Origin of the sequence: Streptomyces albospinus (genome assembly GCF_014648695.1) — a bacterium.
Taxonomy (GTDB): Bacteria; Actinomycetota; Actinomycetes; order Streptomycetales; family Streptomycetaceae; genus Streptomyces; species Streptomyces albospinus.
This window is the reverse complement of record NZ_BMRP01000004.1, coordinates 101,556-123,926: the sequence shown is the minus strand read 5'-3', so window position 1 is coordinate 123,926 and position 22,371 is coordinate 101,556. Positions and strand designations below refer to the sequence as shown.

The window sequence follows — 22,371 nt, the reverse complement described above, 5'->3', positions numbered from 1 at the left end:
TTCTGAAGCCGACAAGATCCCCACCGCGTGCGGTCGACCGGGAGGCAAAGAATCGTGTGACTGCACTGGTGCCCATGGGGGAGGCGGTCTCACGCCCGCGGAGGAACGACTTCCGGTTCCGACAGGCCCTTCGTTGCGATGAGCAAGCCGAGTCGGGCTGCCTCGCAGGTGTCCGCGTACAAGCTCATCCATGTGCAGCGACGTACGAGCCGACGTGTCCGGTTGTGCAGCGTGTCCGAGTTGCGTACGGGAGGGAGTCCGGGAGGCTCCCGCCTGACCTGACGGTGGGAGCCCTCGGAGACCTACATGCTGCACCCGGCCGCCGGCGGGGATGTCGATCGGGTCGCCCTGCGACGCCATGGCACAGGCGGGCATGAGCGCCCGTCGATCACGTGAGCCTCGGCGACCCACATGATCAAGGCGTCCATGCCCGCCCGCCCACCGCGAAAGAGTGCCCTGCGCTACGACTTCGGCGAGGCGCCGGGCAGCACGCCGGAGAGCCGCAACAGCTTGCCCTGCCGGTTGCTGACGTAGATCCAGCCGTTGTCGCGGTCGAGCCCGACGCCGCAGACCGTGCCGAGACCGTCGGCCACCACGCGCTGAAGGCCCTTGGCCTCGCCGTCGGCCACGGCGACCTCATGCAGCTTGCCACCGCTGGAGTCGGAGACGTATGCGTTGACCGCGCCGTCCAGCGCTACACGGACGCTGTACCCGAGGTTGGTGGCCACGCTCCGCGGGGCGCCGCCATCCGGCTTCAGGTCGACCTCGTACAGGCCGCCGCGGTCATACTGCCCGACGTACGCCTTGCCCCCGTTCAGCTTTACTCCAGCGGCCCTCGGCACGTCCCAGATGCGCTGCTTCGCCGCCGGGGCTCTGTTGAGGTCGAACTCGATCAGCTTTCCGCTATCGACGTCGGTGACATAGGCCTTGTTGCCCGGCAGGTCCAGCGCGACGCCGTACGCACGCATACCCTCGGCAACCGTGACCGGGGAGGCGGAGCGGTCGGACAGGTTCACCGTGAACAGGCGCTTTCCGCTGTAGTCGGTGACGTAGGCCTTGTTGCCCGGCAGGTCCAGCGCCACATCGTTGACTTCGCCCAGCTTCTCCAGGACCCAGTCCGTGCCGCCACCGGCGAGATCGACCTTGTACAGCTTGCCGCCGTTGTACCGGTCGGTGACGTACGCCTTCTGGTTCGTCAGGTCCAGCGCCAGGCCGTCCGCCGTCCCCAACCCGGTGGCGAGCTCGACGGGAGCCTCTCTCGGGCTCTCTTGCTCTCCGCTACCGCCCTTGTAAAGAGGGTGATTTTTCTTGTCGAAGTTGAGCGTTTCAAGCTCGAAGACCTCGTGCACCCCGGCGAGGGTGGATACGACCTCGGCTTCCCCTTTCTGCATGAACGGCTTGCCCTCATCGGTCAAGTCGAAAGCCTCCGTGGCCGTGCCGGTCTCGCCGAGCTTCCAGGCAATCACCCTGGAGTATTTCGGTTCCTTGGCCTGCGGGCCGTCCGGACGGGTTTCCTTGACCTCTACTGGCTCGGGGTAATACAGAGCGACCCACCCGCCGAAGGAGATGGGGTATTCGTAGTCGAACCTCCTCACCTGACGTCGCTGCGTGGCCACGACATCTACCCGGCTGGCAACTTCCCCGCTCAGCGTGGACGACGTCTTGAACGCAGTGGTCAACGAACCACTGACAGAAGCAGTGATCCCAAGCATCAGCTGTGCCGACAATTCCCCGGTGCCCGTGGCGGTACTCGTGGCCGTTGAGGTACTTGTCATTTGCGACTGGGACTCTGCGTCAGCACCCTGGTTGTCTTTGCTGTTCTTCAGGGTAATCTTCTCGGACTGGTTCATCGCCATGCTCTTCTGTAACTGCTGTTGCAGCGATGCGATGGCCTTTGCCCCGAAAGTGAGCTGCACCTGCCCCTGGAGCGACCAGCTGATGGTGTTCGAAATCGAGAATTCGACAGTGTGTGACCATTTGGTGGGGACGGGGTCGGTTCGATTGACGTACGTCTGCTTGGAGATCACGTCGGGAGGAGGCTGCACAATGTCGCCTCGCTCTTCGACAAGTGGTACCCCCACCGTCATATAGGCACGCCACCCGCGCTCGTGTGCCGCCGCCTCCCCAACGGGAAATTCACTGAATCGCCCCTTGTTCAAGGAAAACCCGACAGGGGAGACATACCGGTCCGTTCCGTCTGCCGATTTCCTCTCGGCCTTCCTCTTCAGTTTGCCCTGGTCCCGCTCCAGGATGGCAGCGGCCTTGTCGGCGATGTTCAACTCCTTCAGGTTGCGCCCCGTCAGTGGGTGACGCATAAATCGTTCGCCAAGATAGGCTGTACTCACGTTGTTCTTGGTGGCGCCGCCCATACCCTTCGGTCTCCTCGCGTAGTAGAACTCAACGATGTGTCAGTGATTGTTTGTGCGCTGTTTCCGGCCTGGCGTGACCGAACGAGAACTCGCCAGGCTGCCGAGCGGGGCCGCCGCTGCTGCACAAGAGCCGGATCCTGAAACCTGGACTTCTGGACAGTCCTCCGACCCTTGAGTCGACTTCCCGATCGGCCCTCACTCCTTGACCGACCCGTCGTCAGCTCCTCTTGACGTTCTTGACCGATTGGTAGTTATCCTTTCTGAATTCGTCCAGCCGTTCGTCGCTGGTCTTCGGCTGGTCTTCGTCCCTGATCTCCACCTTCACCTTCTTGACTGCCTCATCCTTGACCGAAGACGCCATACCGGATGTCGATTCAGGATTTTCGCTGGTTGCCCGCTGCCTGTCGGCTACTGTCTGGGTGCTCTTGAACAGAGGGGTGAGGAAGTTGTTCATGATGCTGAGCGCCTCAGGCGACGTCTCGCGCATGATCTTCGGGTCGCGCACAGCTTCAGGAATACCGTCGTAGAGTTCCGGATCGACCCCTTCCCGTTCGGGCCGGGCACCAGGAATGTTTTCAGAGACCTTTTGAGCGGACTCTTCGGCGGACCTGGCTTCACTTCCGCCGCTGTCGAAGATGTTCTTGAAAGACATGAACTTCCCTCCGGTTCCTCTCGGTGGGCGCAGATCCCCCCTGCAAAGAGGGGGATCCTTCTCGCCATGATTAATCATTATCAAGTTCTTCGCATTCGAAGACTTGTACGCCCCGGCGCGGTGGCAATATTTCCGGTTCCGTGTCACGCGCTGTGTGCACCGGGATCATCGTGCGCCTTCCTACCCCCGCGGTGATCGATCCATCCAGCTCGGTCCTGCGGTTTCTCGCCATTCGCCGGGCCGCGGGCCGGCTGTGACGTTGCCACTTAGGCCACCATGGCGGCTGGAAATGATCCCCGGTCGGTTACTTTTGAACGATTCCCTGAAATGGCCCGGCCTGCGACCTGCAACGACCAGCTTGGCGGGGCCACTTCAGGACGTTATCGAACTGCTGATTGCGTTGAGTCCTGGCCAAATCGGTGGTCCCCCGTATTGAGCCGAAACTGGTGGGTCTTCTGTTTATTGGTCGGGGGTGAGTGCCGAAGGTCGGGACATGCGTCGGCTGGTGTTCGCAGCGCGGGAGGATCTGCGGCTGCGGGGCGGCGCGGCGCTGGAGTCGGGCGAGGCCGCCACCGTCGCCCCGGCCCAGCTGGTGGGGCACGCAGGGGCGGTGCTCCTGCGGATCACCCGCAAGGCGCTTCCCGCCCTCCCCGACGAGTCCAACACCGGGCGGAGCAGCGGCAATTCACCAGCCCCCGAGCTGCCGGGGCACCCTGCCTACCAGCAGATCACGACCGCCTTCGCCGACAGCGACGAGCCGCTGCGAGCCCGAGACCTGTGCCTGGCCCTCGACCTGACGATCGTGCCGAAGAGCACCGAAGAGCACCGAAAGCATCCGCTCCAAGCTCAAGCGCCTGGTCAGCCGTGGAACCCTCACCGCGAGCGAACCCGGCCTGTTCGCCCGACCCCGCCCGTCACCCCGCACCGAACCCCACAAGCAGCAAGCCTCACCCGACGCCAACCCTGCAACGGGCATCGAGCCTCATGGCGACCTCTCAGTGCTTGACCAACCGGTTCGCCGCGCGCGCCGCGAGGAACAGCAGAAGGGACGTCACCACGGCGGCGACCAGCGCGACGCGGCCCGCGGTGGCAGCGCCTGCACCGTGGGCCAGGGTGGAGTGCAGTGTGAGGGTGAGGCCGCCGACGGCGACGAGGGGGCCGGTCGCGTACCAGGCCGCGAAGAGGAACGGGCCGGGGGCGCCGGTCGGGGAGCTCGCGCCCATGAACATCAGGTCCGTGCGCGCCGGGCCGCGGCACGCGCCGAAGACCGCGGCAGCTGCGAACGGCGGTGCGCACAGCGGCATGACCAGCAGCAGCCAGGGCGCGCCGGACAGCGCGTACGGTACGGCGGCGAGCACGCCGAGCAGGGCGCCCAGCGCCGCCGGGACGATCGCGTGGTGCAGCATCAACGTGCGGAACCGGAACGGGGACCAGGCCGAGCGGCGGGCGTCGTCGGACTCGACGCGGGCTGGTTCGGCGAGCGCGCCGACCGCGAAGTAGCCGCACAGCAGCGCCGCGACGAGCCCGAGGACGCCCTTCGCGCCGCTCAGCCCCGCGCCCGGTCCGGCCGCCGTCGCACCGCTCGCACCCCAGGCGAGCGCGCGCCCGAGGCGGCCCGGGGTGCGCAGCAGGGCGAGCAGATCGCGCCAGACGACGATGAGGTGCCGGCTGCGCGGCGCGGGTAGGCCCATCGACCGCCTCGGCGTGTCGCCGCCCGCGTTGATGACCGCGAGCTTGGCGGCCCGCAGCTCCAGCGTGGACATGCCGGAGGCGACCGCCGACATCGTCGCGGCACGGCCGCGCAGTTGGGCGCCCGGGACGTGCGCCGCGTCCCGGTGGCCGTACCAGAACGCCGCGGTGGCAACCGCAGCGAGCAGTGCGACCGCGACCGGCCAGCCCGGCGCCCCACCACCGGTGGCCGCGACCACCGGTTGGGCGGCCCAGCCCCACGGGCCGGACCACAGCTCGGCCCACTCCAGCACGGCGAGCCGGTGCCCGGTGAAGGCCAGCGCGACCTGCCCGGCCAGCAGCGCCAGCATGACCGCCGCGTATGGTGTCAACCGCCGTACACGCCGGGCCAGTTCGGGCCTGCGCTCCACCGCCGCGCCGAGGGCGAGGGCGAGCGGCGGCAGGCACAGGGCCGCCGGGAGCGCGGCGAGCAGCGCGAGGCCGAACGGTGCCAGACGGATCACCTGGAGCACGACCGCCGCCACGAGGCCCATGAGCAGTCCGGTGCCGAGCGAGAGGGCGGCGGACATCCGGTAGCGGGGCCGCAGCACCGCGGCGCGCCGCACCGGTTGCGTGAGCAGCCAGGCCATGGTGGGGCCGTCCACGACGACCGGGCCGCGCCACAGCGCGTCGCGCGCGGCGACGAGGGCGAGGGCGAGCGTGAGTACGGCGAAGAGCGAGGGGAGGGTGTGCTGGACGTGCCCGCCGAGCCCGCCGTAGTCGGCACTGATCCGCAGCGAGTGCAGGAAGCGGGCGGTACAGCCGCCGCCGTAGCCGACGGCGGCGAGCGCGACGGAGTAGACGAAGACGGCCGTGTCGCGGCGCCGACGACGGTGGTGTGCGCGGCGCTTGCGGCGCAGCCAGCGCAGGGTCTCCTCGGTGCGGTCGTCGTCCTCCTCCGTCCAGACCTCGTCCTCCACCTCCTTCTCGGCCAGGGCCTCCGCGGTGTCCGCTGTGTTCTCGGCGTTCACTGCGTTCTCGGCGCGTATGTTCATGCCCGCATGCCCAGCTTCTTCAGCACCGCCGCCGGAGTGCCACGCGCGATCACCCGGCCGTCCTCCAGCGCGATCATCCCGTCCGCGACCGCCTCGGCCAACTCCGCTTGATGGGTGGCGAGCAGCACCGCCACACCGTCCTCCTTCTCCGCGATCAGCAGCTCTGCAAGGCGTTTGCGGGCGTCCGGGTCGAGCCGCTGCTCCGGCTCGTCGAGCACGAGCAGGTCCCGGGGGCGCACCAGCGCGGACGCCAGCAGCAGCGACTGCAACTGCCCGGAGGACAGCGAACCGGGCAGCGCGCCCGCGTGATCGGACAGCCGCCGGTCGGCGAGCACCTGGTCGACCCACGCCGAGACGCCGTCCACGGCGTGCGCGACGGCCACCAGCTCCAGGTGCTCGCGGACGGTGAGGTCCGGATAGCAGGCGGCCATGTCGCCGACCACCGCGACCCGTGCCCTCACCACCGGATCGTCCTCGTCCGCCTTACGCCCCGCGAAGAGCGCCGTACCGCTGGTCGGCGCATCACGGCCGCTGGCGATGCGCAGCAGCGTGGACTTGCCGGAGCCGTTGTGTCCGAACAACGCGATGCAGCCGCCCGCTTCCAACTCCAGGTCGATGGGGTGCAGTGCCTTGCGCTCGCCGTAGTCGCGGCTGATCTTGCGCAGGTGGAGCAGAGCCATGCCGCCTCCAGCGGGTTCGGGGTTCGTCCGGGCCTCCCGACTCTAAGCCTCGATCCACCGATCAATTGCTGCTCCAGAGCCTGGACATGAACACGCGGTTGCTCTGCGATCCGGGACGGTGGGACTTCTTACGGTTCTCCAGTCACAGATCGCGGGGGCACCCGGGAGTTCGGATCGCGGCGGGGATGGTTCGTCGGAAGGTGCGGCCGAGCATTGCTGGCAGGTGACCGCGCGCCTCGGGAGCCGGCAGGCGGTTCCGGGCTGTGGCTTCCCGTGCGGCGACGGTCATGCCGTGGCCGTAGACGGGTTGAGTATGCAGACCGCGTCGCCGATGGCGAACCGTCCTTCGGGCCGGTGTCGCATCGGGTGGTGGAGCCGCCAGTGGTTGTCAGGCCGCCGTTGCTCCCGTACCTACCGTGGGCCTGGTACACGCCTCCTACGAGCGGAGTCGCACAAGGACGCCCGCACCGGCTCTTCCGGCAGGGGCCTTCAGACGTGGGGGACGTGCAGCATGTCCCAACTGGACTTGCCGGGGATGCCGTCGGACTCGTTGTCTGAGAAGTGGAGCTTCCGCTGCCAGGCGGTGTAGGACTTCACATCGCCCGTGCCCCACACGTCGGTGTCACGGCTGGACTCGTACCGATTGCATCCTTCAGCGACAAGCCTGTCGTGCATCGCGGTGATGACCGGCGATTTCTTTCCGGTGTGGAAGAACGAAGCACCAGGGAAGGGCTCGAACTTTCCGGTGCCGCCATCCATGAACTGGCGGTAGGCCCCGTTCGTGAACGTGGACCATCGGCTCCAGCCGTGTGCGTCCTTGATGGCCTTTGCTGTCTTGGCGTTGTAGACCGGGTCCTTGAGCTTTCCGGCAATCCTGAGCGAGTCCGGCGGGGAGAACTGCTCTGGGTGCCTGAGGGAGCGTATCTGGAAGAGACCAAAGGACGGCCCCCACTTGTTGTCGGCCAGGCCCTCGTCCCCGACGATGCCCGGGTCGCCGCGGGACTCCGCCATGGCGACGGCTGCCGCGATGTTGATGTCGCTGCCGGTGAACCCCACCTGTGTGGCCAGGGCTCGCAGCTCGGTCAGGTTCATTGTCATTCCCTACGCCTTCTGGCTTTCCGATCAGGAGCCATGTCGCCATGGTTCGTTACGCTGTCGGATCGAGGATGGGGTGTGGGCCGGAATCCCCGGCCCGGGTGGTTGTATTGCCGGAATGTGATGCCTGCGCTTGCGGATAAGGCTGCCATCCCGGCTATGAGCGCCCCCTTGTTGACGCATATACAGATAGCCGATCAGAGTCCTCTTCACCGCGCCTCCGTGGAGAGCGAGGGCGGATTCGCGAGGCGGAGAGATCAGTTACTTCGACCGTATGGCCGGGTCAGCACCGGGGCAAACGGAGGGCTAGGCCCTGTTGTGGGCCGGCCTGCGAACCGTCGGGCGAAGATCCAGGAAGAGCACCGCGTCCGCCGCTTCTCCCGCCTCCACGAATCGACCGCGAGGGGGGCTTCGCCCGCTCGTTGTGGTCGGCTTCGGTCTCGCCAGAGAAGACGACGGCAGGGTCGTCGTCCGAAGTGTGCCGGTTTCGGCGCTGGTGGGCCGGTGTTCGTTGTCGTTGTCCTGGCGGGCGTAGTCGCGGAGGATCTGTTCCGCGTGGCCGCCGTCGAACAGCTAGCGGGCATCCGCCCGGCTGGCCGGCATCAGGGCCAGTCGCTGCAACACGGTCTGCCGACCGGCACTTCGCCGGCCATGGCGGAATGTGAGCCCGCTGATCTGCTCGACGAACGCTGTCCGCGGACACGTGTCCGCTGCCCTCTCGGCCCTCTCGGCCCTCTCGGCCCTCTCGGCCCTCTCGGCCCTCTCGGCAGAATCATGATTGCGTTTCGGTGATCCTCCAGGGCTCTGCACAGAAAGACATCGGGGCGACTTTCAGCCGCCGCCCGCATTGCTTGACTTCCCCGAGCGTGCAGATGCACCCTGATAAAGACGCTACATACGTGCTATGCGCCAGCAAAGTCGCGAACATCGCACACGCGTCTGCGGTGAGATGCGCAAGGCCCCCGGGGATCGTAGTTACTTGCGCCTTCACCGACCCGACTTTGGTGACGTCCTATGCACTCGCGTATCGGTAAGGCAAAGGTGCCCAACACGGCGCACCTTCCGTCCGTGACTGCACCCCAGCCTCTGAGCCCAGGAGGAACACACTCGTCCCTTCACGAGACCCGTGACGGTCAGCCTGATCGACCGTCGGTCGAGAACCGACGAGCCTCTTGAACCGCAGGCCGGGCAGACAAGCCGACTCGATTCGTCGTTCGCTGCCGACGTGTTCTCGCAAGCTCAGCCCACGGACTCGTGCCGCTATGCGACGGCGTCGACCCACAACTCGCAAGGGAGTGCGGAATGCACCTCGTCACTCGTGCCGAGTGGGGGGCCAAGCCGCCCCGCTCGCCCCTCGTGCAGATCGCGTCCACCCGGGGCGTGAAGGTCCACTATGAGGGTGCTGCCGTCCCGGCCGATCTCGCCAAGCCGGAGAACCACCCCAAGTGTGCCGGCCGGGTGCGGACCATCCAGGCTGATCATCTGGCGAACCGCAAGGAGAACTACTCCGACATCGCCTACAGCTACGTGGTCTGTCCGCACGGCTCTGTCTTCGAGGGGCGTGGCCTGCACAAACTACAAGCTGCGAATGGCAACCACCAGCTCAACCTGAACCACTACTCGGTGTGCGGCATGGTGGGCAATTCCGGCCTCACCCAGCCGACCAATGCTCATCTAGACGGTATCCGTGACGCCATCGAACTCCTGCAAGAGCAGGGCGGCGCCGGAGCGGAGATCAAAGGCCACCGTGACGGCTTCCCCACCCTATGCCCCGGCGACCCGCTCGAAGCGTGGGTGAAGAAGGGCGCTCCACGACCCGGTGCCCCATCCACGCCCCCACCTACCGGTATCAGGGTCAGCCTCTCCCATGTCGTCGCTGCCGCACACACCGACCCGGACGCCGCCCAGGGGCACACCACGTTCCCGGCGGACGTCAGACCCGTGGAGGCGGCCCTGGTCGAAGAGGGGCTGCTGGAGCCGGCGTTCGGCGATGACGGGTCTTTCGGGTCCCGTATCATCGCCGCCTACGCGGCTTTCCAGCGCAGCCAGGGGCTCACCGGAGCCAACGCCGACGGCATTCCTGGCGAGTCCACCCTCACCGCGCTCGGCAGCCGGCACGGGTTCAATGTCGCCGCCTGAGCCGAAATCTGGATCCACCGGCCGTGTGTGGGTGCGGACGGAATCTACTGTCCGCGGCCGGTGGTCCGGTGGTGCGGCGAGGTGAGTGAACGCAATCCGTACCCGAGTGACTTGTCGGATGAGCAGTGGTCGCCGCGCTTCAGCAAGCACGGCGAGATGCGCGGCATTCCGGGGGCTCGCTTCACCGCGGAGTGCGGCGAACTCCTGATTCGCTGCATCGGCACATATCAGCCACGGTCAGGCACTTGCCAGGACCCGCAGACCTTCTCCTCAGATCTGGTCCGCTCGCCACCGGATCGCTGTAGTCAAAATCGTCCCACGGAACGTCGACTTCATCGAATGTGGCCAGGGGAAGGAGATGGTCGCACCATGACCATGAAAAGTCTGACCTACGTGTCGGTGCCGCAAGTTGCGGCGGGCTGTCGGCGGTGCTTGCCTGGAGGTAATGACATGTCCGACGTCAGCTGCGGCAGACGTGGCCGTGGGGTGTGGGGGTGCGCTTGCCGTCCCCCGTTCGCCCGGGCGCTGTCTCGTTCGGGAACTGCAGGTGTGCGATGGCGGTGTTGCGGTTCGATACGCGTCCTATGGAGTTCAAGGACGTCTTCGGAAGCATCGACTTCCTGAAGAACGACGTCAAGATCGAGCTGGACAACGACAACTTCCAGAACACCGTGATCATCGATAGCGAGGTCGCCGGCGATAAGGGCGACATCCGCCTGTCGGTCGAGTATCTTCCCCTCGCGGGTAAAAGCTTCTACCAGCAGGTGATGGCTGCGGGCGACACTCTTGAGGGCACGCAGGTGACACTCGACGATGTCCTGGACAGGCTCAACAGGCTGGCATTCCAGGAGGACATCGCCTGGCAACTCTTCCCGCTGGAGCTGGAGTTCGGGTCCGGGCAGACCTGCTCGCGGTGCCTGGACCGCTGGCAGCGGGCCGGAGTCTTCGAGCGGTTGCACCGGATCCTGCTCGCCGAGCCCAACGCGGCCAGCGAACTCGACTGGACCCGCGCGTGCGTGGACGGCTCCGCTGTCCGCGCCGTGCGCGCGAAAGAGAGGGAGCCGCGACTGGTCCGTCACCGGTCGACCGGCGGAAGACGGGCAGCAAGCATCACCTGATCTGCGACGGCAAGGGCACCCCGCTGCGCGTCATCACGACCGCCGCCAACGCCAACGACATCACCCGGACCCTCGAACCTCGACCTCGTCGACGGCATCCCGCCCGTCGCCGGACGACCCGGCCGGCCCCGACGGCGGCCGGAGTGCCTCCTGGGCGACAAGGCGTACGCCTCGAAGGCTGTGCGCGGTGAGCTGCGACGCCGCCGCATCCAGGCGGTGATCTCCCGCAAGGACACCCCGAACATCAAGGGCCTGGGCAAGCTCCATCCCCAAGCTCTCGGCTTCGCTCTAGCAGGGGAGACCCCATTCGTCGTCGAGCACGAGCATGCCTTCGTCCTGCTCCACCGGTTCAAACGCCTCGCGGTCCGCTGGGAATGACGTATCGAACTCCACGGCTCCTTCCTCTCGTTGGCTTGCAGCATCACCTGCTGGAGGCGCCTCAAGACGACCGGATCGTGATCGCGATACGAGCTCATGGAAAAGGGTTTGAGCGAGGCGGCGTCCCGCTGCTACTTTCGTGGTGGATCGTGAAGTCGTCGTAGGAGGTGAGCCCCGTGAACACAGTTACCCATGGGTGCTCCCTCAACCCGTCACGGTCCGGCGGCTGACGTTCGGTGTCGCCAGGAGCGCCTGAGATCGAGGCACTCCTGGAAGGAGACTCCGATGAACACGAAGCCTTTCACATCTGGCCTGAGCGAGAACGCGGTGATGATCACGCGCGTCGCGGACAGGCAATGGCATGCACTGGATGACGACCTGGTGGTCGGCTGCGGGTATGCGGAGCACCGGCCCGACGGACGCTTGTTCGTCAGCATCGACGCCTGGCACGACGCCACCTTCGACCGGCTCGCCGAGGCGATGCTGGCGGAACTGCCGGCGCCGCTGTACACGGTGGTCGACGAAGCCGACGTCGAGCTGACGGACGGCTGGCTCCGGGCCGGTTTCACGATCCGGCGCCGCGAGTGGGAGTACGCCGTCCCGACCGACCCGCGGGTCACAGGGCTCGAAGAAGTCCTGCCGCCTGCGGGCGTGACGATCGTGCCCGCCGGACAGGCGGACGAGAGTCTGCTGCGGGCGGCGGACCGCGCGATCCGTGACGAAGTCGAGGCGACCGTCGGGTGGTGGCAGTCGATGCCCGCGGAGGTGATTCCCCGCCCCGAAGGCGACACCATCGTCGACCCGTCGAAGTACGCGGTGGCCGCGGCGCCGGATCGCTACCTGGGTCTGATCCGGGTGGTGACGGTGAACCGGCCGCGCATCGGGCTGGTCGCGGTCCGGGCCGGCGAGCAGCGCCGCGGCATCGCGCGGGCGCTGCTGGCCCACGCGCTGGGGACGCTGCACCGCTCCGGGTTCGCCGCGGCCTGGACCGAAGTCCACGAGTCCAACCAAGCAGCCTCGGCGCTGTTCGAGGGCATCGGCGCCCGGCCGATGAGCAGCAACCTGGAGCTGGTGCGATGAAGAAGAACAAGAACGTCATCGAAGTCGAGGGCAAGGTCGTCGAGTGCCTGCGCAGCGCCATGTTCACCGTGGAGCTGGAGAACGGCCACCAGGTGCTCGCGCACATCAGCGGGAAGATCCGCAAGAACTACATCAAGATCTACCTGGAAGACCGGGTGCTGGTGGAACTCCCGCCGTACGACCTGACGCGCGGCCGGATCGTGTTCCGGTACCGGAACTAGCGGCGGTCGGCACCTTCCGCGGTAGCTGATCCTGGGGCCCCGGTCACGGCGTATGCGCGGCATTTGCGTGACCGGGGCCCCGGGTGCGCCGGGGCGGACAGTATCGAGGATGCCCACCGGCTGCGGCACGGCGCGATGCCGGTGGCCATTCCATGGGGTACGGGCGCCATCAACTCTGGGCACGTGCCTGCGCTCGTTCCCCCGTGGCCATGTCCTGCAACTGCACGCGGTCCACCGCAGGTTCCTGGCCGGCCTGGCGGCGCATACTCCGCTGCTGCCGGATGCCGACCAGGTCGCGAGTCGCGTTCATCGACATCGATTCCACCCACAAGCGGGTGTTCGGCAGAACCGAACAGGGCGCTCAGGTCGGCCGGTTCAAGGGAGTTCGCACCCTGCACCCGCTGCTGGCCGCGGTCTGCACTCCGACCTCGCACCCGGTCGTCGCTGCTGTGCGGTTGCGGCAGGGCAAGTCCGCCGATGGACGCGGCGCCCCGCGCTTTGTCACCGAGGCGGTGGCGGCGTCGCCGTCCGCGTCGCACAGCATGTCGTCGCACCCCTGCCGCGAGCCGCGCTTGCCTTCAGGGACAGGCGTATCCCCGGGTGTCAGAGAATGACCTGGTCCGGTCCCGCCTCCAGGCGTGCGATGGCCGAGCGGCAGGCGGCCGTGAACCGCCAGAACGTGTCGTTGGTGCTCTTCGGCCGCCCCAGCCGGGTGAAGGAACCGAACATGCTCTGACGGAGTTCCGTGGTGAGTTCCAACTGTCCGCCCTTGCCCAGCATGGTGCGGTTGCAGAGGTTGCCGACATGGTCGCCGCCTCGTCGGTCGCCGCGACTCCCCGCGCCGGGCAGGCATGGCCTGATTCCAAGGGCGCACCAGTGCCGTCTTCGTGGTCGGGCAGTCACTGGGCTGATGCAGTGGCAGGGCGTCTGCGGCTCCCCCCCTGGCTCATGGCTCGGTTCGGGGGCCTGATTATGTTGCCTGCCACGCAGCTTGTGTGCGAGATGGGTGCGCCACTCCGGCGGCTCATAGGAAAGGTGGAGTCATGGCCAAACCTGTTCGCGCGGCTCTCGGGGGCGTGTGGATCAAGTGCAACTTCTGTCAGGGGGACCTGTTCAGGGACCGTGAGGTGAAGCTCAACAGCTCCGGCCTGGAGTTCATGAGCTTGGGTTGGGCGAACGAGTCGGCAACCGGCCTGATCTGCTGGAACTGCGGCTACGTGCATCTGTTCGTGAACAGGGACCTCGAACTGTACAAACAGAAGAAGGGCTAGTAGTGCTTGGTCAGGTTGGTGCGGGTGTTGGTATGTCGCGGTGGCAGGTGGGGCAGGCGCCGGTCCAGACCGCGAGGAGTAACTGCAGCTCGCGGGCGACTTGGTAGAGGCTCAGGCCGACGCCGTCTCTTTTGGGGATCGAGTCAGTCGCTGCAGGGTGCGGAAGGCGTGCGCTGCGGAGACGAGGGTGACGTGGTGGTGCCGGCCTCGCCAGGTGCGGCCTTCGAAGTGGGCCAGGCCCAGGGCTTGTTTCATCTCGCGGTAGTCGTGCTCGATGCGCCGGCGGAGTTTCGCGGTGCGCACGAGGGTGGCCGGCGGGGTGTCGGCGGGCTGGTTGGACAGCCAGAACTGCACGGGTTCAGGTTCGGTGGCGGGCCATTGGGCCAGTAGCCGGCGCACGGGCAGCTCGGGGCCGTCGGCGGCCTTGCGGATCTCGCGCCCGGCGGGCCTGACCCGCAGGGCCACGAACCACGAGTACATCCGCTTGACGCCGCTGCGGCCGGTGCCGGGGCGGGAGCCTTCCCGCCACTGCACCGGCTTCGCGGCCTGCTTGCCGGCCCCGATGACCAGCTTCTTCACCGTCTTGGCCGACTCGGGGTGGACGGGCTGGGGCCGGGGGCCGCGACCGCTGCAAGGCGGGGCATGCGGCCGTGCCGCTTCCGGCTGGACGGTGGTCGTGGTGGAGATGCCGACCGCGTAGCCGAGCTGGCGTTCTTCCAGGCCCAGCCGGCAAGCTGCCGCATCGCCGTAGCCCCCGTCGGCAACGACGAGCGGAACATCGATGCCCCACATCCTCGTCTCGTCGATCATGTCCAGGGCCAGCTGCCACTTCTCGACATGGCCGCCCTCTTCGGGGATGCCGCACTTGGTGCGGCGGGCGACCTCAGAGGCAAAAGGCCACGGAAGAAAATGCGCCTTGATCCTTCGCCTTCATAAGGAGTATGAACCTTACGCAAAGGGAAAGTTCGAGGTTTCCGAAACTGGGCAGCGGTTCTACTACGCCTATCGCGGCACGCTACTCAGAGGCATCGCAGGGGATCGGCTACGAACTCAACTACGGTGCTGCGCCGGTGACTTCTTCGGCCAGGAGGAGCTGGCGGATACGGCGCTGAAGCGACCGTGTGAGGCGTCCGGTCCCACGCCGCTCGGTGCCCCGTCCCGGAACCTGCGGCGCGGCCGATGGATGGACCGCGCGACCGAAGCAGCCCCGAGCCGGCGGACGTCTCCGACATCCGCTCCCTAAACGCGCGAGAACTTCTCTGCGACGGGCGAGCGCAGCAAGACCGAGACGCAACCGCAGTCCCGGAAGCGGGAGTCCAGGCCGTGAGGTTTGCGAATGTCGCTGGAATTACGCGAAGGCAGGCGAGTTCGACCCATTCGAGGAGTGCGACCCTGACGAGGATCCGGGCTGTGGCTTGGAGGGAGAGTCGCTGGCGCAAAAGAAGGGGGCGGCTTGGCTCGGTGAGCGCGAATCGGTCGTCCCCGCCTGGCGCGCTTGGGGTGCGCGACTTCGTGAGCGACGACCAGGTCCTCCGGCAGGAACTCGACGAGACGCACGCGTACACCTCCAGATCGAGCATGCAAAAAGCCCCCGACGGATCGGAGGCTTCAAGGCTTGCAGGCGCACGAGGCCTCATGGAGAGCAGTGCGATATTCAACTATCAAGTGTGCAACCACTTTGAGGTCACCTCACTTGCCAACGGTTTCGCCAACTCCAGGTTGGGCCGTTGGGGCGGGGGGGCCGGCGCCTATCGCGGTAGAGCCACCCGTTCGCGACAGCCCCGAATCCGGCGCGCCGCCGAACACCTGCGACATATCTCGCATTAGGCTCTTGTGACTGTACGAAGTCGCTATATCACGGATTGCATCCGTGTGACCACCGGAGAAGAAATGCGCAAGCTTCAGAAGGCCACCGTCATGGCCGTCGTCCTCGGCAGCTTCGGCTTCCTCGGCGCCGGCACCGCCTACGCCCACGGCGAGAAGGGCGGCACCGACATCGACATCAAGCAGGGCAGCCAGTGCAGGTCGCACGACACCAACGTCGACGTCCTCGGCGAGGTCGGGATCCTCAACGGCCTGGCGGGCAACGCCATCGGCGGCGAAGGCTCCCCGGGTGCGCAGAGCACCAGGATGGGCTCGTCGATGGGCTGCGACAACAGCGCCGACTTCAAGGAAAGCAAGAGCCACGACGAAGACAGGGGCGGAGGCTCGGAGGGCAGAGGCTCGGAGGGCAGAGGCTCGGAGGGTAGAGGCTCGGAGGGTAGAGAAGGCAACGGAGACAAGGGGGGCGACGCACACAAGTGTGGATGTTCGGACGGTGGAGAAGGCAAGGAGGGTAGGGAACAGCAGGGAATGACGCCGCAGCCCGGTCTCCGCTACACAGTCCGAACCGAGACCCTTACGACCCCATAGGGTCAGGCTGCGGGAGGCCGCTCGACCCGCATGCGAAACGCTCGGCCGCTGGCTGGACTTCTCGGGGAGGTCCGGCCAGCGGCCAGGGTTCTGGCCCGGTCAGCCCGCCACGGGAAGTCCGCTGTCTCCGGCGCGACGACACGGCCCCACCCGCTCTGGGGTCTCGGCGTGAATCCGCTGATCGCCCGTCGGGGCACCGGGTACGGTTTCGGCCGGGGCACCCAACACTGGCTCGTGGAGGGCGCGTTCGCCTGTCTGCACTGGTTCCGCCGCCTGTGGATCCATGGGAGATCCGCGACGACGTCCACGACGCCTTCCTCACCCTCGGATGCCCACTCATCTGCGGGCGACGCCTGAACTCCCGATAGGGGTTTCACGGCAGGCACGCTTACGTTGACGGCCCGGTGGCCGACCTCAGGTCGGCTTGCGCCACACGGAGACGTGCTTCGCGGAGTCTGGGTGAACGGCGCCCCGTCTCAGTCCGCCACGCGACGTTCCAGTCGAGCCCAGCGGCCCGTGCCAGCAGGTCGAGCTCTGCCTACCAGGCGTACCGGTGTCGGGAGTTGCCGCGGCGGTAGCGATCGTCGTCGCCCTCGTCGGTGAAGTGGTGTGAGACGAGAACTGCTCGACCAGGTCGAAGGGGCCGAAGCCGATATGCCGCACAAAGACGTCGAACGGCACCGCGACCTGGCCGGGCGGCAGGAACCTCAGCGGCGGCACGCCTGGCTCGATGACGCATCGGCCGCCGGGTGCCAGGCGACGTGCGGCGTTGCGGAAGCACTCGACCTGCTCGTCCTCTGAGACCAGGTGCGTGATGGTGTGGTGGACGAGAGAGACCAGGGTGAACTCGCCGGGGGCGCTGATGGCGGCCATGTCCCCGATGACTACCGGGAGTGCGTCCTCGTCGATCTTGCGCCGCAGGACGGCTGCCAGGTGCTCGGACAGTTCGATGCCCACTACCGGAACGCTGCGTTCCCGGAGTGGGACGCCCACTCGTCCGGTTCCGGTGGCGGACTCCAGTGCCCGGCCGTCTCCGGCGAGCTCGGCGAGGAGGGTGAGAGTCGGTTCGAGAACGGCGGCCGAGGACATCTCGGTCTCCTCGGCGTCGTAGCGGTCGGCGGCCCCATGGGTCCGCAGCTCACTGCTCGTCGCGGGCGGCCACTTGGCAGGGTGCCGTGGGGCGCTGTCGACGCCTTTGCTTTCCACCGGCTCCGATGTCACGGTTCCAGGGCGGGCTGGTACGGACCTTCAGGGCACCGTTCGGCTCGGGGGGCAAGGTCACGGCGGTGGTGCGGTCCTTGTCCTCGGCGCAGCGTGCGCCGCCCTCAGCTCGTCGTCTACGTCCCATGGCTTCACCCGAGCCCCCAGCAACCCGGATCGTCGGTCTCGGAGTGATCCAACCGCCTTGAAGATCATTTCGTTAAGAGTCCTGGGACAACTGATGGGCAACCCTTGACGCCGGCGGTGCGTCTCATCCCACATCAAAAGTACCTTTGCCTGCCCGTCACGGACCTCTCATCCGAACGAGGTAATCTCCCACCCCTGGGCGCAGCTGGGGGATCTCGGGGCGCAGGTGGGGGGTTCGCGAAATTTCGCTGTATCGGGCCGTCACGTAATCCGGGAAAGAGAGCGCATGCGCGGGCGAAGGATACGAATAGTGCTGATATTGGTCGTGGCACTCGGGGGGCTCTTCGTGGCCACCGACCAAGTCGCAGTGACGTATGCCCAGTCAAGGGTGGCGAGCAAGATCCAGAGTGCGCTGGGACTCGCGGCCGAGCCGAGCGTCTCCATCAAGCACTTCCCGTTCCTCACCCAGGCCCTCAACCGTGACCTGGACGAGGTCACGGTCAGCGCGAACAACCTCAAGGCGCCCACCGGCGACCCGGGCACGGACGGCTCCGACCCGTTGAGCATCGACCGCTTCACCGCCGAACTCCATCACGTGCGCATCAACAGCAGCTTCAACGGCGCCGTCGCCGACTCGGCCACCGGCACCGCCCTGGTCTCGTACGCCGCCGTCACCAAGACCATCTCGCACCAGCTGTCCGGTATCGCCTCCGGCGTCGACGTCTCCTATGGCGGAAACAACCAGGTCAAGCTGGCCGGCAGCATCCAGATCCCGCTGCTCGGCAGCCAGCAGATCAGCACCTTGGCCAACATCACGCTCGGGAAGGGCAACACCCTGGGCATCACGCTGCCCGACGGCGCGCAGCAACTGATAGGCCAGGCAGCCGCCCCGCAGTGGCCGATCTCCGGTCTGCCCACCGGCATCAGGCTGAGCGGCGTGCAGGCCACGTCGGACGGGCTGCAGGTGTCGCTGAGCGGCAAGGACATACACATGACCGGGTAGCCAGGAAGCCCAGGTCCCACCCCGCGGCGCGCAGCTGCTCCAAGCCAACGAGGAAGAAATACATGACCGACGTCAACAGCTGCCAACTGACAAGGCCCGAGGAGGAAGTCGCAGACGAGCCAGGGACAGGCCATCCCAGTGGCTGTCTGGAGGAGGCCCCCGCATCCGGCGAGGTTTCCCTCACCGCGACCGGGCTGACGACCTGGGTCAGGCACAAGGGGAAGACCAAGACCCTGCTGGAGGACGTCAGCCTCACCCTGGAATCCAACTCGCTGGTCGCGGTGATCGGGCCGTCAGGGGCGGGGAAGTCGACGCTGCTGCGCGCGTTGACGGGGTATCAGCCTGCCAACGAGGGCGAGGTGCTCTGCCAAGGCCTGGACCTGTACGAGAACTTCCCCGAACTGCGCCATCGCATCAGCCTGGTGCCGCAGGACGACATCCTGCACACCCAGCTGACCGTGCGCACCGCCCTTCGCTACGCCGCCAGGCTGCGCTTTCCGCGCGAGGCCGACCGGGCCGAACGGAACCGCCGAGTCGGCGAGGTACTCGACGAGCTGGGCCTGACCCACCGCGCCGAGACCCGCATCTCCGCGCTCTCCGGTGGCCAACGCAAACGTGTATCCGTCGCTCTCGAACTCCTCACCAAGCCCTCACTGCTCTTCCTCGACGAGCCGACATCCGGCCTCGACCCCGGCCTGGACCGCCAAGTCATGCAAATGCTCCGGGACTTGGCCGATGACGGACGCACCGTCGTGGTCTCCACCCACAGCGTGGCCAACCTGGAACTGTGCGACCAGCTGCTGGTGCTGGCGCCGGGCGGCCGGACGGCGTACTTCGGTCCGCCGCAGGAGGCACTGGACTTCTTCGGGCGCCGAGACTGGGCGGACGTCTTCTCCGACTTCCACCAACAGCCCGACCGCGACTGGCCGGGAGAATATCGCGCCGCGCGGGCAGACCGGCACGACTCGGCGGGCCGGACTCTCCTCGCCTCGCCGGCCGGGAAGGACGCGCACTCCAACGTGCCGCACAATCCGCAGCGTTGGGCCTCGCAGTTGGTGACACTGATACGGCGGAACTGCTCGGTGCTCGCCGCCGATCGCGGGCACGTTCTGCTGCTGGTGGCCCTGCCGATCATCATGGGCGTGCTGAGCATGGCCGTCCCCGCCCAGTACGGCTTCCTGCGAGCGACCCAGGCCGGGGGTCACCTGACCGGCTTCCCGCCGAACTACAACGTCGATGCGCAGTGCGTCCTGCTGGTCCTCGCGATAGGGGCCTGCCTGACCGGCACCGCGAACTCGGTACGCGAACTGGTCTCCGAACGCGTCATCTACCAGCGAGAACGCGCCACCGGACTGTCCCGGTCGGCGTACGTGGTCTCCAAGGTCACTGTGCTCGGCGTCATCACCGCCGTGCAGGGCCTCGTCGTGGCTGCAATCGGCCTGGCCGGACGCCGAATGCCGGCCAACGGCCTCCTGCTGAAGTCGTCCGAGTCCGAGCTGGTGCTCACCGTGGTGCTGCTGGCCTTCACTTCGATGATGCTCGGCCTGATCGTCTCCGGCTTCGTCCGCACCGCCGAGAAGACCATGCCGCTGCTCGTCGCGGCCACGCTCGTCCAGGTGATGTCCACCGGCGCCGTCTTCCCGCTGTTCAACCAGCCGGGCCTGGCCCAGATGTCCTGGCTGGCCCCCTCCCGCTGGGCCGTCGCGGCGCAGGCCGCCACCATCAACCTCTCCCACATCGGCCCACCGGCGGTCGCCAAGCACCCCCGCCTCACGGACTCACTGTGGACACACACTGCGGCCCAATGGGGTCGGGACATGGGCGTGTTGGCCGGCCTCGCCGTGATCGGTGTCCTCGTCGTCACCCTGCTGTTGCGCCGCCACGAACCAGCGGTCATGCGCCGGCGCTGACGGATCGAACTCCCGTCGTTCACGTCGCAGCCGAGGGGCCTGCGGGAGCGTCACCCCACACGCTCCCCACCACTCGCCTGCGGACGAGCCCTCTGAGAGGACGACCTCTCACCACGCCGGTCACCCCGGGCGGCCGGTAGCCTTGAGCATGCGGCCGTTGCTCCCCCTCTCCTCGGGGTGAAGCTCTTGTCCGCGAGCCAGCTGGCGTCGCGTCATCCCATTCTCCAGACCGCCTCGCGGACGAGCGCGGCGTAGAGCCGGTAGTCCTTGCTGATACGCGGGAGGCGATGGAACTGCTGGCGCCGTCGGCGCAGAGCGGCTCGGCCGTGACGAGCTCCACGGCGTCCGCTCAGCTATCGACGTCGGTAGTTCCACCCCCGCCGGACCGGCTTTGGGCGGCGTGCCGGATCAAGCTTCTTACATTCTTCTTAGAACTGCGCCGTAGAGATAGACCCATGGCGATCAAACGTGTTGCAGTCGGTGTCGGAGTACTCGTGACGATGACCGTGACGGGCGTAGTCGGAGCGGCCATCGCGACTCCCGCTCCCGGGCCTCACACGGCTGCCACTCCAGCGCTCGGAAAGAAGACAGCGACAAACTATCTGTACGCTTCCATTGGCGATTTCGACGCCGATGTGAAACCACTGATCGATCGTCCGGACATCGCCGGCGTGCAGCTGGTGGTGCCGTGGAAGGCGCTCGAACAGAAGAAGAATCAGTACGACTTCTCGTCGATCGACCAGGCACTGAAATATGTTCAGGCCCGCCACAAGAAGCTTTTCATTCAGGTCCAGGACCGGTTTTTCGCGCCGCCGACCAGGCTACCGGGATACCTGCTGAACGACCCGGAATATGCTGGAGGCGCGGCTCCCACAAAGAACGAGAGCGGCCTTGGCCCCGGGCAGCCCGGAACGGTCGCGGCGCAATGGAATCCGCAGGTACGGGGGCGATTCCAGCATCTGCTGAAGGCACTGTCACAGCGTTTCGACGGTCGCCTCGCCGGGGTGAACCTTCCAGAAACCGCAACCGAAGTGGACACCAAGAAGGACCACACGGGCTACAGCGACGAATCCTACTTCCGCGCAGAGCTCGACAACATGGCCTATGGCAGGAAGGTCTTCACCAAGACGCCGTTCATTCAGTACGTCAACTTCTGGCCGGGCGAATGGAACAACAGCCGCAACTACATGAAGCGGACCTTCGAGTTCGCCACGTCGCACGGAATCGGTCTGGGCGGACCTGACATCCTGCCGGACCGTCCGGCACAGATGCAAAACTCGTATCCCTTCTTCAAGGAGTACCGAGGAAAGCTCCCGATCGTGGCGATGGCCGTGCAGGAACCGGACTTCGAGTACAAGAGCCCTAAGACGAAGAAGCCGTACACCCGGCAAGAGTTCACCGATTTCGGCACGAACACCCTCGGGGCCGACTGCATCTTCTGGGCCACCAGCGCACCCTGGCTCCACCAGCCGGCGGCGCGATAGCGCCACCGGTTCAGGTAACTGGCCTGCCGCACTGAGCGGTTCGGAGTCGTGCGGTGATCGTGACGTTGGCTTGGCCGCCGCCCTCGCACATGGTCGGAGGGCCGAACCGCCCTCCGGTGTGTTCCGGGCCTCGTCCCGACACCGGAGCAGACCCCCGGATCAGGTCCAACCCGTACACGACTTCCCAGGACGCAACCGCTACAAGGCATGGTCGTCCCAGCTGTCGGTGGAGAGGTCACCGGGACTGTGACCACGACCGGCCAGTCCTTCAGCTTCCCGGGCCTCCTGGTGATCCGGGTACGGAACGGCCAGATGCTGCACGGCCGCGACCACACGGACGGGCTGGGCGCGGCTCACGCCATGGGCCGACCGACGGCCATCGCCCCCCTCCTCAATGACCGCCCTTGAGCCTCTGACTTCGGACTCATCCGTCCAGGTACCGCACAGGCCCCCAACTCGTCCGCCCCGCCCCCCGTTTTCCGGTCCACT

At 66.8% G+C, this 22,371-nt stretch carries 20 protein-coding genes and 1 pseudogene; 12 read left to right on the top strand and 9 right to left on the bottom strand.

Annotated elements, in window-relative coordinates:
• Positions 1 to 461: 461 nt before the first annotated feature.
• Complete coding sequence (locus IEZ17_RS07995) at positions 462 to 2,369, bottom strand: YncE family protein (protein ID WP_189297906.1); 1,908 nt, start codon at positions 2,367 to 2,369, stop codon at positions 462 to 464.
• A gap of 217 nt (positions 2,370 to 2,586) precedes the next feature.
• A complete protein-coding gene (locus IEZ17_RS07990; protein ID WP_189297904.1) occupies positions 2,587 to 3,021 on the bottom strand; it encodes a hypothetical protein in 435 nt (144 codons plus the stop codon).
• A gap of 493 nt (positions 3,022 to 3,514) precedes the next feature.
• Here IEZ17_RS07990 and IEZ17_RS07985 point away from each other — a divergent pair, with 493 nt between their 5' ends.
• On the top strand, positions 3,515 to 4,027 hold the full coding sequence (locus IEZ17_RS07985) for a hypothetical protein (protein WP_189297902.1): 513 nt from the start codon (positions 3,515 to 3,517) through the stop codon (positions 4,025 to 4,027).
• Here IEZ17_RS07985 and IEZ17_RS07980 read toward each other — a convergent pair.
• The 3 genes from IEZ17_RS07980 to IEZ17_RS07970 form a co-directional block, all read right to left on the bottom strand.
• A complete protein-coding gene (locus IEZ17_RS07980) occupies positions 4,017 to 5,744 on the bottom strand; it encodes a hypothetical protein (RefSeq protein WP_189297900.1) in 1,728 nt (575 codons plus the stop codon). The two genes, IEZ17_RS07985 and IEZ17_RS07980, sit on opposite strands and share 11 nt — an antisense overlap.
• Complete coding sequence (locus IEZ17_RS07975) at positions 5,741 to 6,424, bottom strand: ATP-binding cassette domain-containing protein (RefSeq protein WP_189297899.1); 684 nt, start codon at positions 6,422 to 6,424, stop codon at positions 5,741 to 5,743. Before IEZ17_RS07975 ends, IEZ17_RS07980 begins: the two co-directional genes overlap by 4 nt.
• Before the next feature lie 489 nt (positions 6,425 to 6,913).
• Complete coding sequence (locus tag IEZ17_RS07970) at positions 6,914 to 7,522, bottom strand: peptidoglycan-binding protein (RefSeq protein ID WP_229852029.1); 609 nt, start codon at positions 7,520 to 7,522, stop codon at positions 6,914 to 6,916.
• Between the two features lie 1,299 nt (positions 7,523 to 8,821).
• Here IEZ17_RS07970 and IEZ17_RS07965 point away from each other — a divergent pair.
• The 5 genes from IEZ17_RS07965 to infA all read left to right on the top strand — a co-directional run bounded on the left by IEZ17_RS07965 (position 8,822) and on the right by infA (position 12,455).
• Entirely contained in the window at positions 8,822 to 9,658 is an 837-nt protein-coding gene (locus IEZ17_RS07965; RefSeq protein WP_189297897.1) for a peptidoglycan-binding protein, read from the top strand.
• A gap of 584 nt (positions 9,659 to 10,242) precedes the next feature.
• The gene (locus tag IEZ17_RS07960) at positions 10,243 to 10,776 is read left to right on the top strand and encodes a transposase (protein WP_189297895.1); all 534 of its coding nucleotides are present in this window, start codon (positions 10,243 to 10,245) and stop codon (positions 10,774 to 10,776) included.
• 180 nt (positions 10,777 to 10,956) lie between these two features.
• Complete coding sequence (locus IEZ17_RS07955) at positions 10,957 to 11,154, top strand: hypothetical protein (RefSeq protein ID WP_189297893.1); 198 nt, start codon at positions 10,957 to 10,959, stop codon at positions 11,152 to 11,154.
• A gap of 285 nt (positions 11,155 to 11,439) precedes the next feature.
• Positions 11,440 to 12,234 carry a GNAT family N-acetyltransferase gene (locus IEZ17_RS07950; protein ID WP_189297891.1) on the top strand — a complete coding sequence of 265 codons (795 nt, stop codon included), beginning with the start codon at positions 11,440 to 11,442 and terminating at the stop codon, positions 12,232 to 12,234.
• Positions 12,231 to 12,455, top strand: a complete 225-nt coding sequence (gene infA / locus IEZ17_RS07945; protein ID WP_189297889.1) for a translation initiation factor IF-1 — start codon at positions 12,231 to 12,233, stop codon at positions 12,453 to 12,455. Before IEZ17_RS07950 ends, infA begins: the two co-directional genes overlap by 4 nt.
• Before the next feature lie 169 nt (positions 12,456 to 12,624).
• On the opposite strand, the gene IEZ17_RS44395 is transcribed toward infA, so the two are convergent.
• The gene (locus IEZ17_RS44395; protein WP_189297887.1) at positions 12,625 to 12,765 is read right to left on the bottom strand and encodes a hypothetical protein; all 141 of its coding nucleotides are present in this window, start codon (positions 12,763 to 12,765) and stop codon (positions 12,625 to 12,627) included.
• A 293-nt stretch (positions 12,766 to 13,058) separates the two neighbouring features.
• Positions 13,059 to 13,358, bottom strand: coding sequence for a poly-gamma-glutamate hydrolase family protein (locus IEZ17_RS43810; RefSeq protein ID WP_268249810.1), 300 nt, complete (start codon positions 13,356 to 13,358; stop codon positions 13,059 to 13,061).
• A gap of 140 nt (positions 13,359 to 13,498) precedes the next feature.
• On the opposite strand from IEZ17_RS43810, the gene IEZ17_RS07930 reads away from it, so the two are divergent.
• A complete protein-coding gene (locus IEZ17_RS07930; protein WP_189297882.1) occupies positions 13,499 to 13,726 on the top strand; it encodes a hypothetical protein in 228 nt (75 codons plus the stop codon).
• A gap of 111 nt (positions 13,727 to 13,837) precedes the next feature.
• Here the strand turns inward: IEZ17_RS07930 and IEZ17_RS07925 are convergent, their stop codons facing one another.
• On the bottom strand, positions 13,838 to 14,647 hold the full coding sequence (locus IEZ17_RS07925) for an IS701 family transposase (protein WP_268249811.1): 810 nt from the start codon (positions 14,645 to 14,647) through the stop codon (positions 13,838 to 13,840).
• A gap of 969 nt (positions 14,648 to 15,616) precedes the next feature.
• Here IEZ17_RS07925 and IEZ17_RS07920 point away from each other — a divergent pair.
• Complete coding sequence (locus tag IEZ17_RS07920) at positions 15,617 to 16,138, top strand: hypothetical protein (RefSeq protein WP_189297880.1); 522 nt, start codon at positions 15,617 to 15,619, stop codon at positions 16,136 to 16,138.
• A 479-nt stretch (positions 16,139 to 16,617) separates the two neighbouring features.
• Here the strand turns inward: IEZ17_RS07920 and IEZ17_RS07915 are convergent.
• Positions 16,618 to 17,227: pseudogene (locus IEZ17_RS07915) on the bottom strand (class I SAM-dependent methyltransferase); the annotation flags it as partial.
• Positions 17,228 to 17,795: 568 nt separating this feature from the next.
• On the opposite strand from IEZ17_RS07915, the gene IEZ17_RS07910 reads away from it, so the two are divergent.
• From IEZ17_RS07910 to IEZ17_RS07895, 4 genes are all read left to right on the top strand, one after another.
• Positions 17,796 to 18,488, top strand: a complete 693-nt coding sequence (locus IEZ17_RS07910) for an LmeA family phospholipid-binding protein (RefSeq protein ID WP_229852027.1) — start codon at positions 17,796 to 17,798, stop codon at positions 18,486 to 18,488.
• 62 nt (positions 18,489 to 18,550) lie between these two features.
• Positions 18,551 to 20,398, top strand: a complete 1,848-nt coding sequence (locus tag IEZ17_RS07905) for an ABC transporter ATP-binding protein/permease (RefSeq protein WP_189297876.1) — start codon at positions 18,551 to 18,553, stop codon at positions 20,396 to 20,398.
• A 455-nt stretch (positions 20,399 to 20,853) separates the two neighbouring features.
• Positions 20,854 to 21,882, top strand: a complete 1,029-nt coding sequence (locus IEZ17_RS07900) for a hypothetical protein (RefSeq protein WP_229852025.1) — start codon at positions 20,854 to 20,856, stop codon at positions 21,880 to 21,882.
• Between the two features lie 246 nt (positions 21,883 to 22,128).
• Positions 22,129 to 22,290: a nuclear transport factor 2-like protein gene (locus tag IEZ17_RS07895; RefSeq protein ID WP_189297874.1), complete on the top strand. Its 162-nt coding sequence runs from the start codon at positions 22,129 to 22,131 to the stop codon at positions 22,288 to 22,290.
• Positions 22,291 to 22,371 lie beyond the last annotated feature (81 nt).

What these genes read in the sequence shown, in the direction of transcription:
- IEZ17_RS07990 (WP_189297904.1), bottom strand. Translation starts at nt 3,021, where the DNA reads ATGTCTTTCAAGAACATCTTCGACAGCGGCGGAAGTGAAGCCAGGTCC.
- IEZ17_RS07930 (WP_189297882.1), top strand. Translation starts at nt 13,499, where the DNA reads ATGGCCAAACCTGTTCGCGCGGCTCTCGGGGGCGTGTGGATCAAGTGC.
- IEZ17_RS07970 (WP_229852029.1), bottom strand. Translation starts at nt 7,522, where the DNA reads ATGACAATGAACCTGACCGAGCTGCGAGCCCTGGCCACACAGGTGGGG.
- IEZ17_RS44395 (WP_189297887.1), bottom strand. Translation starts at nt 12,765, where the DNA reads ATGAACGCGACTCGCGACCTGGTCGGCATCCGGCAGCAGCGGAGTATG.
- IEZ17_RS07980 (WP_189297900.1), bottom strand. Translation starts at nt 5,744, where the DNA reads ATGAACATACGCGCCGAGAACGCAGTGAACGCCGAGAACACAGCGGAC.
- IEZ17_RS07985 (WP_189297902.1), top strand. Translation starts at nt 3,515, where the DNA reads ATGCGTCGGCTGGTGTTCGCAGCGCGGGAGGATCTGCGGCTGCGGGGC.
- IEZ17_RS07975 (WP_189297899.1), bottom strand. Translation starts at nt 6,424, where the DNA reads ATGGCTCTGCTCCACCTGCGCAAGATCAGCCGCGACTACGGCGAGCGC.
- infA (WP_189297889.1), top strand. Translation starts at nt 12,231, where the DNA reads ATGAAGAAGAACAAGAACGTCATCGAAGTCGAGGGCAAGGTCGTCGAG.
- IEZ17_RS07950 (WP_189297891.1), top strand. Translation starts at nt 11,440, where the DNA reads ATGAACACGAAGCCTTTCACATCTGGCCTGAGCGAGAACGCGGTGATG.
- IEZ17_RS07900 (WP_229852025.1), top strand. Translation starts at nt 20,854, where the DNA reads ATGGCGATCAAACGTGTTGCAGTCGGTGTCGGAGTACTCGTGACGATG.
- IEZ17_RS07960 (WP_189297895.1), top strand. Translation starts at nt 10,243, where the DNA reads ATGGAGTTCAAGGACGTCTTCGGAAGCATCGACTTCCTGAAGAACGAC.
- IEZ17_RS07965 (WP_189297897.1), top strand. Translation starts at nt 8,822, where the DNA reads ATGCACCTCGTCACTCGTGCCGAGTGGGGGGCCAAGCCGCCCCGCTCG.
- IEZ17_RS07905 (WP_189297876.1), top strand. Translation starts at nt 18,551, where the DNA reads ATGACCGACGTCAACAGCTGCCAACTGACAAGGCCCGAGGAGGAAGTC.
- IEZ17_RS07995 (WP_189297906.1), bottom strand. Translation starts at nt 2,369, where the DNA reads ATGGGCGGCGCCACCAAGAACAACGTGAGTACAGCCTATCTTGGCGAA.
- IEZ17_RS07920 (WP_189297880.1), top strand. Translation starts at nt 15,617, where the DNA reads ATGCGCAAGCTTCAGAAGGCCACCGTCATGGCCGTCGTCCTCGGCAGC.